The organism is Pontibacter oryzae (assembly GCF_003576375.1).
In the GTDB taxonomy this organism is placed as follows: domain Bacteria; phylum Bacteroidota; class Bacteroidia; order Cytophagales; family Hymenobacteraceae; genus Pontibacter; species Pontibacter oryzae.
This window is the reverse complement of sequence record NZ_QWGE01000002.1, coordinates 464,993-480,344: the sequence shown is the minus strand read 5'-3', so window position 1 is coordinate 480,344 and position 15,352 is coordinate 464,993. Positions and strand designations below refer to the sequence as shown.

The following is a 15,352-nucleotide window of genomic DNA, read 5'->3' as shown; positions in this document are numbered from 1 at the left end:
GCTGCATCACTTATTAAAGCAATGGATAAAGCAATAAGAGATAAGTATCAGGCCATTATAGGTTTAGAGGTGCACGCCCAGTTGCTCACCAACAGCAAAGCCTACTCTTCAGACTCTACGGAGTATGGCATGCTGCCTAACACCAACCTGAGCGAGATTACGCTGGCGCTGCCAGGCACGCTGCCCCGCGTAAACAAGCGCGTAGTGGAAATGGCTGTTAAAATGGGCTTGGCTACTAACTGCGACATCACAAAGTATAACGTGTATGCCCGCAAAAACTATTTCTACCCTGACCTTCCGAAGGGTTACCAGATCACACAGGATAAAACACCAATCTGTACCCAGGGCCACCTTTTGATAAAAGATGCTGCCGGCGAGGAGAAAAAGATAGGTATTACAAGAATCCATATGGAGGAGGATGCCGGTAAATCCATGCACTTGCCAGGCGAGGTTGAAACGCTTGTTGACTTTAACCGTGCAGGCGTGCCACTGATTGAGATCGTTTCGGAGCCGGATATCCGCGATTCGGAGGAAGCTTATAACTACCTCATCGAGATTAAGCGCCTGGTGCGTTACCTGGATATCTGCGACGGGAACATGGAAGAAGGCTCGCTACGTTGCGATGCCAACATTTCCGTGATGCTGAAGGACTCTACGCTTTGGGGAACCAAGGTGGAGGTTAAGAACATGAACTCCTTCCGTAACGTGCAGCGCGCCATCGAGCACGAGATTGAGCGCCAGATTATGGTGCTGGAGAATGGTGGTAAAGTAGACGGCGAAACCAGAAACTTTGATGCCAATACGGGCTCAACAACAGCCATGCGCTCCAAGGAAACCCTGAACGATTACCGTTACTTCCCGGAGCCGGACCTGCCGCCATTGATTATTGAGCAGGAGTGGCTGAACGCCGTGAAGGAGGCGATGCCTAGTTTGCCGCAAGAGTTATACAACCGTTTTGTAAAGGAGCTTGGCTTGCCAGAGTATGATGCTAACGTATTGACTGATGCAAAGGAGATCGCTTTATACTTTGAGGAGCTGGCAAAGCACACTCAAAACTATAAAGCTGCCTCAAACTGGGTGATGGGCCCTGTAAAATCATACTTAAACGAGCTGCAGCTGCACATCAAGGATTTCCCGCTGAAGCCGGAACAAATTGCGCAGCTGATTGCTTTAGTAGATGAGAATAAAGTTAGCCACTCTGTGGCCGCCAAGCAGGTGTTTCCATACATGCTAGAGCACCCGGACATGACGGCGCAGCGCGTGGCGGAAGAGCAAAACCTGCTGCAGGAAACAAATGCCGATGAGCTCACAGCCATTGTGGAGCAGGTGTTGGCCGATAACCCGGCAAAAGTGGAAGAATACAAAGCCGGTAAGCAATCCCTGATCGGGATGTTTATGGGTGAGATCATGAAGAAAACGAAAGGCAAAGCCGATCCGAAGGCGACAAACCAGTTGCTGCGCGAGAAGCTGAACGCTTAATTCTATCCTATGAAGTTAAAAAACATACTGGCGGTGGCTTCGGCTGCCGCACTATTTGCAAGCTGCCAAGGCAATAAATCCGCTACCAACGGCGAAGACAGCTATACCATTCAGGGTAAACTGAATAATGCTTCTTCAGGCCAGGTTTTTCTGTTTGAGCTAGGGGAGCAAAACTTTGTACCCCGCGATACAGCCGAGATAGGAAAGGATGGAACCTTCGCCTTTACGGGAAATGTGGAGGAACCAACCTTTTACCGTATCACCCTGGATCAGCAAAACGGCTTGATGCTGGTTGTAGCAGAAGGCAAGATCGAAATTGAAGCTGATGCGCAAGATATTAATGGCACTGCAAAGATCGAAGGCTCCGAAGACTCCAAATTATTTCAGGAACTGAACCAGCTAGTTAATGAGAACCGCCAAAAGCAGGTTGCCATGGAGCAGGCATTTGCGCAGGCACAGCAGCAAGGCAACGAAGCCGAAATGGAAAAAATCAGGGAGCAATACCTTGCAATGCAACAGCAGGTTAAATCTTTGCTGGCAAAGCATCCTAAATCTGTGGTGTCCGCATTCGGCACGTCCAGCCTGATTGACCCGGTTAACGATTTTGCCTTTGCCGATAGTATGGCAACTTTATTTAATGAGCATTTGCCAAACTCAAAGTATACTGCCATGCTCAACGAAAGGCTAAAGCCTTACCGCAGCACGGCTATTGGGCAATTGGCGCCAGATATTAGCTTGCCAACGCCCGGCGGCGAATCTAAATCGCTTTCGTCATTAAGAGGCAAGTATGTACTGGTAGATTTCTGGGCCAGCTGGTGTCGTCCGTGCCGTGAGGAAAACCCGAATGTTGTAAAGATGTACAACAAATATAAAGGGAAGGGCTTCGAAATTTTCGGTGTTTCCCTGGATCAGTCGAGGGACAAGTGGCTTGGCGCAATCGAAAAAGATGGATTGCAGTGGCCGCACGTTTCTGACCTGAAAGGGTGGGAAAGCAGCGCAGCCCAACTCTACAACGTAAGCGCCATTCCGCAAACCGTTTTACTCGACCCAGAGGGAAAGATAATCGCCAAGGGTTTACGCGGAGAGGAACTAGAAAAGAAACTTGCCAGCTTACTTAATTAAAGCCAGGCAAAGTATAAAAAGAGAAGGCCAGCTACATGTAGCTGGCCTTCTCTTTTTATACTTATTGTACTGAGCACTTACAGGAAAACACGCTGCAAAGCTCCCCAGAGTTGCTTTTTGTATTCCACGTTATTCTCAAGCATAGCCAGGGCATGCGAGAAGACAATGGGAACATCGCCAACGGTAACCGGATTGTATAATGTGAATTTATCGTGAGGCAGATCAGTTTTCACGCGGCTGGCAAAACTGATAATATACTTTACCTCTAAAGCCTGCTGCAGGTCTTTAAACTGTGCAAGCTCACCCGAGATGTTATTCACATAGGCCACATCATCCGCCTTTAGGCCAATTGCCCCTAGAATTTTCTGAAGAAAACCTAGCTGCGGCAACTGCATAAAATCAGCATCAGGCAGCGTAACCAGCACGGCTATGCCCTTATGGTTCTGACCGATAATTCTATACTTCTGCTGTTGCACTGGGGCAGCTTCTATCTGTGGTATCTTAGGCAATGCGGTAGGTGCTACTTTTGAAGTAAATTTAACTTCAGTATCTACCTTTTTAGCAACGACATGATGCTGAGCAGTAGCGGCTTCTGAGTCAGGCAGGGCAGGAGCAGGAAGAGACAGGTCATCCTCCACCAGATAAATGGTTTCGGGCATAAAGCTCTTCAGAAACTCATTGCTTAAATCTGCCTGTAAGTTAGCCATTTATACTTCTCCTTCAGCGTCTTCTTTGATATCGAAAATAGAGCGCAGCTCATTCGCTTCGCTTGGCTTCATGCGGCCGGCAAGTACTAGGCGCAACTGACGGCGGCGCAAGGCTCCATCGTATAATCGAACTTCTTCCTCAGTTTCAGGCACAGCCTCCGGCACATCAATCGGGTTGCCCAATTGGTCTACAGCCACAAAGGTAAAGAATGCCTGGTTCGACATCATTTTCTTGCCACTCGGAATGTCCTCTGCATACACTACGATATGCACTTCCATGGAAGAGTTGAAGGCACGCGTTACTTTAGCCTCCAGCGTAACTACGTTACCCAATTTTATACTCTCAGAGAAAGAAACATTATCCACGGAAGCCGTTACCACGATACGGTTGGAGTGTTTTTGAGCGGCAATAGCTGACACAATATCCATCCAGTGCATCATTCTGCCGCCCATTAAGTTGTGCAGGGTGTTGGTGTCGTTTGGCAACACTAGCTCCGTCATAATGACGTAGGAGTCTTGTACTTTTTTTTGTTTACGCATTGATGTAGGCAATAATTTTGATGCAAAGATACGCTTATGCCCGCAAATGATGAAATAATGTTTGCGTAAGCTCGGTTATGCGAGGTGTATCTGCGCCTCTTTAGCCAAGGTTATCCCAACCGGAACGGCCCAGTAAAGGCACAAACTTAAAGTCGTTAAACTCCTCCTTTGTAAACTCGCTCTCTGCGACCCGAGTTATCCGCAGCATCTTTTGGGTCTGTTCATCACCCACCGGTATAACCAGTATGCCTCCAATGCTTAACTGCCGCAGCAACTCCTTTGGAACCACTGGCGCGCCGGCTGTCACGATTATTTTATCATAGGGAGCATGAGCCGGCAAACCCTGTGAGCCATCTCCATGGAACGTATGCGGCGAGAGCCCATGTTTCCGGAAGAAAAGGCGTGCTTTCTCGAATAATGGCCGGTTATACTCTATGGTATACACATGGGGCGTGAGATGCAGCAGAACGGTACATTGGTAGCCGGAACCTGTCCCGATCTCGAGTACTTTGTCTGTGGCCCTGAGTTGCAAAAGTTCTGATTGGAAAGCAACAGTGTATGGTTGGGAAATAGTCTGGCCCTCACCAATGGGGAAAGCTTTATCCTGATATGCCTGTTCTAGAAATGCCTTATCAAAGAAATAATGACGCGGTACAGTTTCCATGGCCGCCAGCACGCGCTCATCGCGGATGCCCTTATCACGCAGGAGTTTAACCAATGCCCGGCGCATGCCCTTGTGTCTGTACGAATCTGTCTGCATTTCTAATGTTTGATAAGTTTCGATAAAGTGGCTAGATAGCCAATTGAGGCCTACGTTTGCGAAAATAAGCATCTCGATTCAAAAAAACGCCTAATTTTATACTTTACATGCATAAATTTGGCAGCGGCAACATAAGATGGCCAAAGCTGTTAACTTTGGAACACTTTAAATATTGCATTGGCGCCGGCACTATCCGGCATTAATTTTATAACAGATGTTTACAGGAATAGTAGAGGCTTTGGGCCATATAACCAATATACGGGAAGATAATACAAACAAGCACTTCACGCTGACGGCACCTTTTACGCAAGAGCTTAAAATTGACCAAAGCGTGGCCCACAACGGTGTTTGCCTGACAGTGGTAAGTATAAACGAAGACACCTACACGGTTACCGCCATCGACGAAACCCTAAAAAAAACCAACCTAAACAGCCTGAAAGTGGGTGAGGTAGTAAACCTGGAAAGATGCATGCTAGCAAATGGCCGTTTTGATGGGCACGTGGTGCAGGGCCACGTAGACCAAACGGCTGTCTGCGAAAGCGTAACCGACGAACAAGGTAGCTGGGTGTTTACGTTTCGTTATGACGCCAGTCATGGAAACGTGACGGTAGAGAAGGGTTCCATCTGCGTGAACGGCATCAGTCTTACTGTTTTCAACTCGGAGGTAGATCGCTTTTCCGTGGCCATTATACCATTTACCTATGAGCACACCAACCTGCACCAGGTAAAGCCCGGCGACACGGTAAACCTTGAGTTTGACATTATTGGCAAGTATGTGGCCCGTTTGCTAGGAAAGTAAGCGCGCTGTTAAGTGCCTGAAAGAATTAACCTCCGGGATGCTGGCAACGTTAGCATAGGTAGTGTTTACAAACCAACTTATGAGCCTATGCCAACAGATCAATATCACGAACCAGCGCACGAACTATCCGAAGAAACACGGACTTTTGCCCGCATGATAACTTCCGTGATTGAGGAGGCCGAAGCCATCAGCTGGTATGAGCAACGCATCTCAGTGGAAAAGAACGAACAAGCCAAAGCCATTATGCAGAATGCTCAGAACGAAGAGTTTAAACACTTTGGCATGGACCTGGAGTTTTTGTTGCGCCAGAAGCCAAAATGGCGCGAGATGATGAAGATCATACTATTTTCGGAAGGCGATATTGTTGAAAAAGGAGAGGAGGCGGAGGACTAAGGTTTTACCGCTATTTTCACGCTTAAAACTTGCGCTCCTCAGAGGCCATGGTCTGGTCGATGCTCAAGCGGCCGGCACCACCAATTACTAAAGCCCAGGCCATACCTATAACTAGCAAGTGGTACTCAAAACCCTCACCGGCCTGGTTGCCGCCCCAATTCATAAAAAAACCATTCGGGATGTGCACTGTAAGTATGATCCCGACGAACAGGCCGATAAAGCTCAGTGCCCATACGCGGGTCCAGAAGCCAAGTATAAGGCAGAGGCTGCCTATAAACTCAATGATTATAACCAGCCAGCCAAGCCAGCCCGGCAAGGACGAAACGCTTTCAAAAAACTGCAAAAAAGCTGCTGCGCCATGGCCGCCAAACCAGCCGAGAAGCTTTTGAGCACCATGCGGTAAGATTATTAGGCCCAAAAAAAACCGCACGACTGTCAGGCTCCAGGTATCTCCGGTTAAAAGGATTCTATCTTTTAAGGTCATGTCCTACAAAGTATACTTATAGTATACTTGCTGCCCCGGAAAAAGGTGCTAAACATACAGGCAGAAGAACCTTACTCCCTGAAACGGTTGAACTTAGGCAGGCTTAGGTTGTAGCGCACAGCCAGAAGGCGGATACCAATGATCAGAAAAACTGAAAGTATGAAATTTGTATTCCGTTCTACCTCTAGGTACTCTAGGCCGAGATAAAAAGAGGCCCCCAGCAGACAGGCACTTGCATAAATCTCCTGCCGGAAAAGCACAGGAACCTCGTTGGTTAGAATATCCCGGATCACGCCGCCCATCACCGCCGAGAACATTCCCATAATGGCAGCTATTTCGGGGCTGGCTCCCAGGCTTAAGGCTTTTTCCATGCCCACAATCGTAAATATAGAAATACCTAGCGTATCGAAGAGCAGGAAGGTACGGCGCAAATTAAGGAGCCATTTATAAAATAAACCACTACATATTATAGCAGCGATTATTACATACAGCAAGGTTGTATCCTGTATCCACACCAACGGGTAACTCCCAAGCATAATATCGCGCAGGCTACCGCCGCCGATTGCGGTAACAAAGCCGGTAAAACCTGCGCCAAACCAATCCTGGTCCTTATCTTTCTCGCTTACGGCCAACGCCCCCGACATGGCAAAAACCACCGTCCCGATCAATTCTAAAATATACTGTATACTCACACATGTCTTTTGTTAAACGGCAAGTTAAGCTCATTACTTTTCAGAAGAAAACCTGTTTCGTTGATTTCTATTTATACTTCGCTGGAATGCAGCTTGGTATCTTTCCAAGATCGTCAAAAATAGGAAAGGCTACAGCATGTGCCATAGCCCTTCCTCAGCAATCTATCAACATAAAAATAATAATTATTGCAAACCAAATTTCAGGCCAAAGAAGACGGTGCGCGGGCGTGCCGGACCATAAACATAGTTGCTATCGCGGTACTTGCCCTGGTCAAAATCGGTTTGATACGCGTTAAAAACGTTCTGTATGCCTGTGCTAAGCTGCAAATCCTGGTTTATACCTTTGATTGTAAAGCGATAAGCCAGGCGAATATTATTCTCCACAAAAGTAGGGGAAGTAAAAATCTCGTCCTCGGTTACACCCGGTGCACCTCCAAAATGTGGAACCTGCATAGGCCCTGTGAGAACACCCGATATAGATGCAGTAAATTTGCTCTCTGGCCATAGCGTGAGCACATAGTAGCCGTAAGTATTTGGTGTGCGTAGGTAATTGCGTGTTCCTGCCACCTCCGACGACCACGCCACTGGCGCATCATACGTAGACTGCTGGAACGTGATGCCTGTTTCGATTTGAGCTTTCTGGTCATAGTTCAGTCGGCCTTCAACTGTTATACCTTTCACAGTGGAGTTGCTCCCGTTTTTGCGCAACAATTGCTGGTTGCCCTGGGCGTCTGTACCGATTTCTTCAAGTACGAAGGCATCGTGCAGGCGCGTGTAGAAGCCATCCAGGGTAAACCCATAGATCATGTGCTCACTGGCCTTGTTGTAGTCTACTGAAAGGTTGTAGCTATCCGAGGTTTCTTCTTTCAGGTTAGGGTCGATGTTGACCAGCGAGATGCCGCCTCCCGCAAAGGCAATATGCATGTCGGTTTCAAAGGCTTGAGGCGCTTTGAAACCTTGCGCAAACGAAGCCCGGATTTGTGTAGTGTTCCCTAGCTTATACAAGGCGCTTAGGCGCGGGGTAAGTATGATCTGGTCTACGTTATTATGTTTATTAGCGCGTACGCCGGAAAGTATAGTCAGGTCAGGAGTTACTTCCCAATCGCTTTGCAGGAAAACCCCGGTCAGGTTCGTCCGCTGATCGATCAGGTAAGTGTATGCCGGAATCTCATCAAACGTATAATCATACTGATGTTCTGCACCCGTTGTAAACGTGTTTTTGCCTCCCAGAAAAAGGGGTGAAGTATAGTTAAACTGGAAGCCGCCCTGCACGCTGTGATTCTTCGTTTTTCCCCAGCCATCAGACTGGTCGATACCGGTATAGTGCGTACGCTTGGTGTTTTGAGCAGAGGCGTAAACGCTGTACGATGCATTAGGCTTCTGCAAAGCGTGATCCCAGTTAAAACCGCCCACCAAAATGTTGTGCAGCCTGTACTCCGATTGGTCGGCACGATCGGCAGGTTCATCCAGTCGGGTTCCGCCTTTGCGCTCCTCGTAAATGCTCCAGCCGTTAATATCAACCTTATCCTGCTCGGTTGGCCTGAAGAATGAATTGAAGCCGAAGGAGTTATTCTTGAGCTCGGCAAGCTCAGAAAAACCGTCGCTATTGGCATCGTAGGCCTCTTTGTCGCGGTGCGAGGCAAAGAAAGACACCCCAGCCGTGCGCTCCTCGTTCACCGTATTCACGTTGGCATTTACAAAGTTATCCAGGGCTTTCCCATCAATCAGGGAGGTGTTTGATGAGATACTGAAAGTACTTGCATCAGGCTCCTTTGTAATGATATTTACCGTGCCGGCGATGGCACTGGAACCATAAAGCACGGAGCCACCACCTCGCACAACTTCCACGCGCTCAATCATATTGGCCGGTATCTGCTCCAATCCATACAAGCTCATCAAGGAATTAAAAATCGGCCGGCTGTTTACTAGCACCTGCGAGTAAGCTCCGCCTAAGCCATTCATGCGCAGCTGTGAGTAGTTGCAGGTTTGGCAGTCGGTTTCCATGCGCAGCCCGGGCTGAAAGCAAAGCCCTTCGGAAAGCGTGTTGGATTGGGTAATGTTGAACGTACGGCTATCTAGCACATTCACAGCAACCGGACTTTCGAGTCTGCGCCGTTGGGTGCGAGTGCCGGTTACTACCACCTCATTCAGCGAGGAGGTAGCGCTTAATAGCTTCAGGTGCAGTACCACTACTGAGTCCGGGTAAAGCTCAACCTTCCGAACAATTGGTTTGTAACCAAGCGCGGTTACCAGCAAATCATACTTGCCTGGTTTAACTTTGGCCAATTCAAAATTTCCGAGATCATCAGTCGGGCTACCCCAGGAAGTATTTTTTAGTAACACCGTCGCAAAGGGTATAGCCTCGGTACCGGATTTTATACTTCCACTTACAGTAGCGTACTGAGCGTGAACCGGTAAAACGTTAATAATCAAACATGTAAAAACTAGCAGTAACTTATACTTCATACTTTAGGTGTTTCTATTTCAGATATTTGTTACGCAAAATTATAAATTTAGATTAGTCTAAAACACAAATTATATAAATAAAAATTTTATTGATGTGCATTTGTTGCAGGGCAATAAAAAAAGCCCGCGCAGGAAGGCTGCACGGGCTTTCAACACTTTCATAATTTATAAGAAATCCTGCCTGAGTTTGTGAGCTACTTACGGCAAGCCTATACTTGCTTTCGCTTCATATTTATAAAGGTTTTGCCGCTGCCGAATGAGCGGCAGGTTAGGGTCCACCAGGAAGATAGGCACATCTGCATCTACAAGATCAACGAGGCCTGCAGCGGGGTATACGACCAGGGATGTGCCTACCACCATAAAAATATCAGCCTGCATTGTTTCCTGCATGGCCAGCTCCATCATGGGTACGGGCTCCCCGAACCACACAATATTGGGGCGCAGCTGCGAACCGCGCTCACATTTGTCGCCTACGTTTAGCTGCCAGTCTTGCATGGTGTAGACAAGATTGGGGTCCAGGGTGCTGCGGCTCTCGAACAGTTTGCCATGCAGGTGCACCACGTTGGAGCTTCCGGCGCGTTCGTGCAAATCATCCACGTTTTGGGTGATAATGCGCACATCAAAATCTGCTTCGAGCTCGGCCAGTGCTTTATGGCCTTGGTTTGGCTGGGCTTTGTGTGCGTTTTTTCGCCTTTGATTATAGAAGTCCAGCACTAGTTCGGGGTTTTTACGCCAGCCTTGCGGCGAAGCCACATCCATTACGTCATGGCTTTCCCAAAGCCCGTTGGCATCGCGGAAGGTTGCAATGCCACTCTCTGCACTAATTCCAGCTCCGGTTAACACCACTAATCTCTTTTTCATAGTCTGTAGTCGAAGATCTTGTTTATCAATGATTATGCTTGCTAAGCTTGCTGCGCGGCCTATTTTCTAAACGCAAATAAAAGTAGGTCCGATACAAGGTAGCCATAGTAAAAAAGTCGGCCGCAACATATGCATGCTGCGGCCGACGAACAGTTTATACTTTAAAGTACAAACTTACAATGTATACTTACGGCCTTTATTCTGCTCTTTCAGGTATTCCATTAGCGGCTGGAAGTAGGCAACCATGGCGCGTGCGCTCAGTTCTTCGCCGGTTTTGTCTTTCAGCATTTGGCGCCAGTCAGCTGATGCTCCGGGATACATGATATCGCGCAGGAAGTTACCGACCTCTTTGCTACCATAGTAGTTAGTGGCGTGCGGGTCTTGCTTCAGGATATTCTTAGCGATATGATCGTGCAGCTGGAACAGGATCACGTAGCTCATGGCATAATCGTAATATTGCGCTGCATCATCGTTAATATGCGTTTTGGTGGCTGCATCGAGGTAGTTTTCACCGCGATCTGATGGCGGCACAATACCCTGGTATTGCTTTTTAAGCTCCCACCAGCGTTTGTTTAGTTGGTCGGCAGGCAGGTTTTTCGCGTAGAAATCGTGCTCCCATTCACTCATCACCCCAGAAGAAAAAGGTATGAACACCACATAATTAAGCGCTTCCTTCAGCAGCGTTTGCACATCATCGGTTTGGGTGTTCTTATCGATGAGGTTGAGCTCGGCCAGGAACGGTTTCTGCATGGCAGCCAAACCCATCAGCGAGCCGATTGCTTCGTGATAAGCCCGGTTGGCACCGCCGCGTAAAAGCACCGGCACATCCGGGTTAGTATAAGTCATGTAGTAGTAGATATGCCCCAGCTCATGGTGGGTAGTTTCGTACCACTCCGAGTTCGGCTCTACACTCATCAGGCTGCGCACGTCCTTATCCAGGTCCATGTGCCAGGCCGATGCATGGTTGTTTTTCTTATAATTGGCGTTGGCCGGCAGCGGGTACAGACTTGATTTGTCGTAGAACGATTGAGGCAGACTCGCAAAACCAAGGCTTGTATAAAAACGCTCGCCTTGTTTCACCAGCCACTCGGCACCTTTAGGGTTAAGGGCGCCGTCCAGGTCAATACCTTCCACTTCTACCATCGCGCTCCAGTCCTGGCCCCAGCGGTTCGGCAGCCAGTGTGCCGGCAGGTAGTCGGGCACTTGTTTTACGCCATATTTTTTGGCAAGCTCATAGCGAGCATACGTATGCAGCTCGCGGTAAAGCGGCCGCAACTCTTGGTTAATCTGCTGCATCAGGTCCATCATCTCGGCGCGCGACATACCATAGTCCGAAGCTTGGTAGGTAAAGTAATCGTCGTAGCCCAGGCTTTGCACCGTTTTGTTGCGCAGTTGGCGCAAGTTAAGTAAGCCTTCTTTTAGACCTGGTCCAACCTCTTTGCTGGATTGCCAGGCATCCAGGCGCTTCTTTAGGTTTGTTTCGCTTTTGAGCGTGTTATCGATATCGTTGGTCGATACTGACTTTTCGTAGATGCGGTAATCAAAGCCATAAAGTTTTTCTGTCTGCTCGGTCTCGGCTTTAATACGGGCCTTCACCACATCCGGAATAATTTGAGGGTTATTGGCACCGGCATAAAGTATGGCCTCAAACTGCTTTACTTGCAGCGGTGTTAGCTCGTCCTTCTTCTCCAACATGGCCTTGGCTTTTTCTATGTTTTCGGCGCTACCGGTAAATGCGGCAAAAGCCTCGTTAGCCTTTCGGGTTGCCACGGCATTCGTTGAGTCGCCCTCCACAATCTTTGTGTTAGAAGCCCATTCGGCCTCCGCAGATTTAGTATAAAGGTCTTGGTAGATTTTAGAGTATTGATCCAGGAAAGCCTGCGCTTCCTGCTGGACCTGCGTCATTTCAACTGACGCAGTGCCTTCCTTAGTAATGCTTTGGGTAGAGCAGGAAGAGAGAAGCACTGCGGCTGTCAGGCCTGTGAAGATTAGTTTTTTCATGGGTTGTTTTTAAGTTATGATATACTAAGATAACATTATTGACCAGCTGGTGCAAGAGCCGTGCACCCACAACATGCATCATATAACGGCAAAAAGCACCTTAATGGGTGCTTTTTGTAATAGTACGTGTAAGGATAACTTGATCAGCTTAGAAATAATTTAAACATCAGAATGATCATCTTCTATACTTTCAGTTAGCTGCGCCTCCTGCAACAGGTTATCATCAATGGTCTTGCTGGTTTTAGCGCCTAACTCGCGAAGAATCTCCACCCGGCGAATCAGGTTACCGCGTCCTTCAGTCAGTTTGTTCATGGCCGCATTGTAAGAGCTTTGGCTGTTCTCCAGGTGCTTTCCTACTGTCTTAAGGTCGTCCACGAAGCCAACAAACTTATCATAGAGCTTGCCGCTTTCCTCCGCAATCTTGATAACGTTTCGCTTTTGGTCTTCCTGGCGCCACACACCTGCCACCGTACGCAGCGTGGCTAGTAGGGTAGAGGTGGTAACTAAAACAATGTTTCTGTCAAAGGCATCGGTAAATAAATCATAGTCGTGCTGAACGGCCAGGTTAAAAGCGGGCTCTATCGGGATGTACATCAGCACGAAATCCGGAGAGTTGATGCCGTTCAAGCGGTGGTAGCTCTTGCGCCCCAAATCAGTGAAGTGTGTGCGGACGGAGTTGATGTGGCTGCGCAAGTATACTTCCTGCTGGTTCTCGTCCTCGCAGCTGCAATAGGCCTCGTATGCCACCAACGACATTTTTGAGTCGATGATCAGGTGCTTACCTTCGGGCAGGCGCACAATCACGTCAGGGCGGTATACTTTGCTATCTTCGTTCTGGCGCACTTCCTCGCGCTCGTAATGCACGCCTTTTCGCAACCCGGATTTCTCCAGCAGGCTCTCTAACAGGTATTCACCCCAGTTTCCCTGGGTTTTGCTTTCGCCTTTCAAGGCTTTAGTCAGGTTTACGGCATCCTGGCTCATTTGCTGGTTCAGGGAGGCAAGTTGGGTGATCTGCTCTTTCAGGGAAATGCTGTCCTTGAGGCTTTTCTCATACGTTTGCTCCACCTTTATTTCAAACTCCTTAATGCGCTCCTTTAGCGGGGAAAGTATGCGCTCCAGGTTCTCAGAAGAGGCTTTATTAAAGTGCTCGGCGTTGGTCATAAGCACCTGATTGGAAATGCTCTGGAATTGCTGTAGGAATTTCTCGCGCAACTGCTCCAGTTCACGGCCTTGTTCCACCAGCCGTGACTTCAAGTGCTCGTAGTCTGTTTCGGTTTTGGTGAGCGCATTGGTCAGGTCCAGCGTTTCGGATTGTGCCTCTTTCAGCAGATTCTTTAACTGCTCGGTTTCAGCGGTGCGCTGCCTGGCCTGGCCTTCTAAAACGCCCTGGGTTACAGCAGCCTGGTTAGCAATTTGCTGCAAACTGTTTAGCTTACCCTTGAGCAATAGGTAAGCCAGCACCATGCCTCCTAAAAAACCCGCAATTCCTATGATGATCTCCATAGGGTAAAGGTATAAGTTTTTAGCAAATGCTGCTAAACAAATTAGCTAAGTATACTTTCAGGCTATAGCCATGTGCTAGCGCACAAAACTCACCTTATACTTTCTGCCTTTTATTTTGGCACTGTTCAGTTTAGATACCGCTTTGTTTGCTACTTCTTCAGGTATGGCCACGAAACTATGCCTGTCCTGAATCTCTATTTTTCCGATTTCGGAAGCGTTCATACCTACTTCTGCTATCAGAGCGCCAACAATATCGCGGGGGCTAAGTTTCTCCTTGCGTCCTCCGCTAATGTGCAGGGTTACAAAAGATGGCACAGCGGCTTGCACAGCTTCTTTCTTCGCTGATAGTTTATGCGGCTCTAGCCAAGTATCGACCTGCACATCGGGCCATAATTCAAGCTTTTGTACTTCGCGCGCGTTCAGTAACGTGTAAACCGTACCCGATTTGCCGGCGCGGCCCGTTCTGCCACTACGGTGCAAATACGCATCCTCGTGTTGCGGAAGCTCAAAATGCACGATCTGCTTCAGTACATCAATATCCAAGCCCCGTGCAGCCAGATCCGTGGATACAAGTATGGAAGTTGTGCCGTTGCGGAAAAGCGTCATGGTTTTGTCGCGATCGCGTTGCTCCATTTTGCCATGCAGTGCCTTAGCCGAGAAACCATGCTGTTGCAGTTGGGCCGCTACTTCTTCCGTAGTTAAACGCGCGTTTACGAAAACTACCGTTCCCGCTGCGTCTATACTTTTAAGCAAACGCACCAGCGCCTCAGGCTTCTCCGGGTCCTGTACCTTCATACCAAAGTATGAAATACGGTCTGGCAGGGCTGTGGCAGTAGCTTGTACAAATTTAGGATCAGTTAATGAGTTCTCGATCAGTTCCTTGACGTCATCAGCCATGGTTGCTGAGAAAAGCACGGTTTGCCTGTCGCGTGGCAGGGCGCGCATTAGCTTATCAAGCTCCTCCTCAAAGCCCATTTCCAGTAGCTTATCTGCCTCATCTAAAACAATTTGTTTAATACGGTTTAAATCTAAGCTTCTTCTGCTCAGGTGGTCTGTTAGGCGGCCGGGGGTGCCCACTAAAACCTGCGGCGGGTGTGCCAGCGAGTCTTGCTCCATCCGAAATGAATGGCCTCCGTAAAATGCGCTTATCTTCAGGTTAGGGATATAGCGTGCATACTGTTTAAGCTCCTGACGCACCTGCACGGCCAGCTCTCGGGTAGGCACAATAACCAAAGCCTGTACTTGTTGCAGTTCCGGGTTTATACTTTGTAGCAGCGGCAAGCCAAAAGCAGCGGTTTTTCCACTACCCGTCTCAGCCTGGCCAGCCACATCATGCCCAGCCAGTAACAGCGGAATGGCTTGTTCCTGAATAGGGGTAGGAGAAGTATAGTTTAATTCCTGCAAGCTTTTGAGCAAGGCAGAATGCAGGTTCAGGTTATCGAATGAAGCCATCTTGTAGTAGTCTGTAAAACACAAAGGTACTGCAATCATTTGGTTTTACCTGCTTCTGCCAACTGCACATATGGTAATGGATTGATACTGCAT

At 48.3% G+C, this 15,352-nt stretch carries 14 protein-coding genes; 4 read left to right on the top strand and 10 right to left on the bottom strand.

The window, feature by feature from the left end:
* Positions 1-21: 21 nt before the first annotated feature.
* Together gatB and D1627_RS06850 are read left to right on the top strand one after the other, a co-directional pair.
* Positions 22-1,479 (top strand): Asp-tRNA(Asn)/Glu-tRNA(Gln) amidotransferase subunit GatB, encoded by a 1,458-nt coding sequence (gene gatB / locus D1627_RS06855; RefSeq protein ID WP_119431485.1) that lies wholly within the window; start codon positions 22-24, stop codon positions 1,477-1,479.
* A gap of 9 nt (positions 1,480-1,488) precedes the next feature.
* Positions 1,489-2,601 (top strand): TlpA disulfide reductase family protein, encoded by a 1,113-nt coding sequence (locus D1627_RS06850; protein WP_119431484.1) that lies wholly within the window; start codon positions 1,489-1,491, stop codon positions 2,599-2,601.
* A 77-nt stretch (positions 2,602-2,678) separates the two neighbouring features.
* Here D1627_RS06850 and D1627_RS06845 read toward each other — a convergent pair whose 3' ends face one another.
* The 3 genes from D1627_RS06845 to D1627_RS06835 form a co-directional block, all read right to left on the bottom strand.
* Positions 2,679-3,308, bottom strand: a complete 630-nt coding sequence (locus D1627_RS06845; protein WP_119431483.1) for a hypothetical protein — start codon at positions 3,306-3,308, stop codon at positions 2,679-2,681.
* Positions 3,309-3,848 (bottom strand): acyl-CoA thioesterase, encoded by a 540-nt coding sequence (locus D1627_RS06840; protein WP_119431482.1) that lies wholly within the window; start codon positions 3,846-3,848, stop codon positions 3,309-3,311.
* Positions 3,849-3,948: 100 nt separating this feature from the next.
* Positions 3,949-4,608 (bottom strand): protein-L-isoaspartate(D-aspartate) O-methyltransferase, encoded by a 660-nt coding sequence (locus D1627_RS06835; protein ID WP_119431839.1) that lies wholly within the window; start codon positions 4,606-4,608, stop codon positions 3,949-3,951.
* 214 nt (positions 4,609-4,822) lie between these two features.
* Between D1627_RS06835 and D1627_RS06830 the strand changes: the two genes are divergently transcribed.
* Complete coding sequence (locus tag D1627_RS06830) at positions 4,823-5,407, top strand: riboflavin synthase (RefSeq protein ID WP_119431481.1); 585 nt, start codon at positions 4,823-4,825, stop codon at positions 5,405-5,407.
* A gap of 87 nt (positions 5,408-5,494) precedes the next feature.
* The gene (locus tag D1627_RS06825) at positions 5,495-5,800 is read left to right on the top strand and encodes a ferritin family protein (protein WP_119431838.1); all 306 of its coding nucleotides are present in this window, start codon (positions 5,495-5,497) and stop codon (positions 5,798-5,800) included.
* A gap of 22 nt (positions 5,801-5,822) precedes the next feature.
* Here D1627_RS06825 and D1627_RS06820 read toward each other — a convergent pair whose 3' ends face one another.
* The 7 genes from D1627_RS06820 to dbpA all read right to left on the bottom strand — a co-directional run bounded on the left by D1627_RS06820 (position 5,823) and on the right by dbpA (position 15,298).
* Entirely contained in the window at positions 5,823-6,284 is a 462-nt protein-coding gene (locus D1627_RS06820; RefSeq protein ID WP_119431480.1) for a DoxX family protein, read from the bottom strand.
* A 71-nt stretch (positions 6,285-6,355) separates the two neighbouring features.
* Positions 6,356-6,976: a trimeric intracellular cation channel family protein gene (locus D1627_RS06815; RefSeq protein WP_119431479.1), complete on the bottom strand. Its 621-nt coding sequence runs from the start codon at positions 6,974-6,976 to the stop codon at positions 6,356-6,358.
* A gap of 183 nt (positions 6,977-7,159) precedes the next feature.
* Positions 7,160-9,442, bottom strand: coding sequence for a TonB-dependent receptor (locus tag D1627_RS06810; RefSeq protein WP_119431478.1), 2,283 nt, complete (start codon positions 9,440-9,442; stop codon positions 7,160-7,162).
* A gap of 198 nt (positions 9,443-9,640) precedes the next feature.
* Positions 9,641-10,303: an SIR2 family NAD-dependent protein deacylase gene (locus D1627_RS06805; protein WP_119431477.1), complete on the bottom strand. Its 663-nt coding sequence runs from the start codon at positions 10,301-10,303 to the stop codon at positions 9,641-9,643.
* A gap of 174 nt (positions 10,304-10,477) precedes the next feature.
* A complete protein-coding gene (locus D1627_RS06800) occupies positions 10,478-12,304 on the bottom strand; it encodes a M2 family metallopeptidase (protein WP_119431476.1) in 1,827 nt (608 codons plus the stop codon).
* Positions 12,305-12,463: 159 nt separating this feature from the next.
* Positions 12,464-13,807: a DNA recombination protein RmuC gene (gene rmuC, locus D1627_RS06795; RefSeq protein WP_119431475.1), complete on the bottom strand. Its 1,344-nt coding sequence runs from the start codon at positions 13,805-13,807 to the stop codon at positions 12,464-12,466.
* 75 nt (positions 13,808-13,882) lie between these two features.
* Positions 13,883-15,298: an ATP-dependent RNA helicase DbpA gene (gene dbpA / locus D1627_RS06790; RefSeq protein WP_233555537.1), complete on the bottom strand. Its 1,416-nt coding sequence runs from the start codon at positions 15,296-15,298 to the stop codon at positions 13,883-13,885.
* Positions 15,299-15,352: the final 54 nt, after the last annotated feature.

Excerpts from the sequence above, each read along its gene's own strand:
- D1627_RS06810 (WP_119431478.1), bottom strand. The coding sequence starts at position 9,442 with ATGAAGTATAAGTTACTGCTAGTTTTTACATGTTTGATTATTAACGTT.
- D1627_RS06805 (WP_119431477.1), bottom strand. The coding sequence starts at position 10,303 with ATGAAAAAGAGATTAGTGGTGTTAACCGGAGCTGGAATTAGTGCAGAG.
- D1627_RS06835 (WP_119431839.1), bottom strand. The coding sequence starts at position 4,608 with ATGCAGACAGATTCGTACAGACACAAGGGCATGCGCCGGGCATTGGTT.
- gatB (WP_119431485.1), top strand. The coding sequence starts at position 22 with ATGGATAAAGCAATAAGAGATAAGTATCAGGCCATTATAGGTTTAGAG.
- D1627_RS06825 (WP_119431838.1), top strand. The coding sequence starts at position 5,495 with ATGCCAACAGATCAATATCACGAACCAGCGCACGAACTATCCGAAGAA.
- rmuC (WP_119431475.1), bottom strand. The coding sequence starts at position 13,807 with ATGGAGATCATCATAGGAATTGCGGGTTTTTTAGGAGGCATGGTGCTG.
- D1627_RS06820 (WP_119431480.1), bottom strand. The coding sequence starts at position 6,284 with ATGACCTTAAAAGATAGAATCCTTTTAACCGGAGATACCTGGAGCCTG.
- D1627_RS06840 (WP_119431482.1), bottom strand. The coding sequence starts at position 3,848 with ATGCGTAAACAAAAAAAAGTACAAGACTCCTACGTCATTATGACGGAG.
- dbpA (WP_233555537.1), bottom strand. The coding sequence starts at position 15,298 with ATGATTGCAGTACCTTTGTGTTTTACAGACTACTACAAGATGGCTTCA.
- D1627_RS06845 (WP_119431483.1), bottom strand. The coding sequence starts at position 3,308 with ATGGCTAACTTACAGGCAGATTTAAGCAATGAGTTTCTGAAGAGCTTT.
- D1627_RS06800 (WP_119431476.1), bottom strand. The coding sequence starts at position 12,304 with ATGAAAAAACTAATCTTCACAGGCCTGACAGCCGCAGTGCTTCTCTCT.
- D1627_RS06850 (WP_119431484.1), top strand. The coding sequence starts at position 1,489 with ATGAAGTTAAAAAACATACTGGCGGTGGCTTCGGCTGCCGCACTATTT.
- D1627_RS06830 (WP_119431481.1), top strand. The coding sequence starts at position 4,823 with ATGTTTACAGGAATAGTAGAGGCTTTGGGCCATATAACCAATATACGG.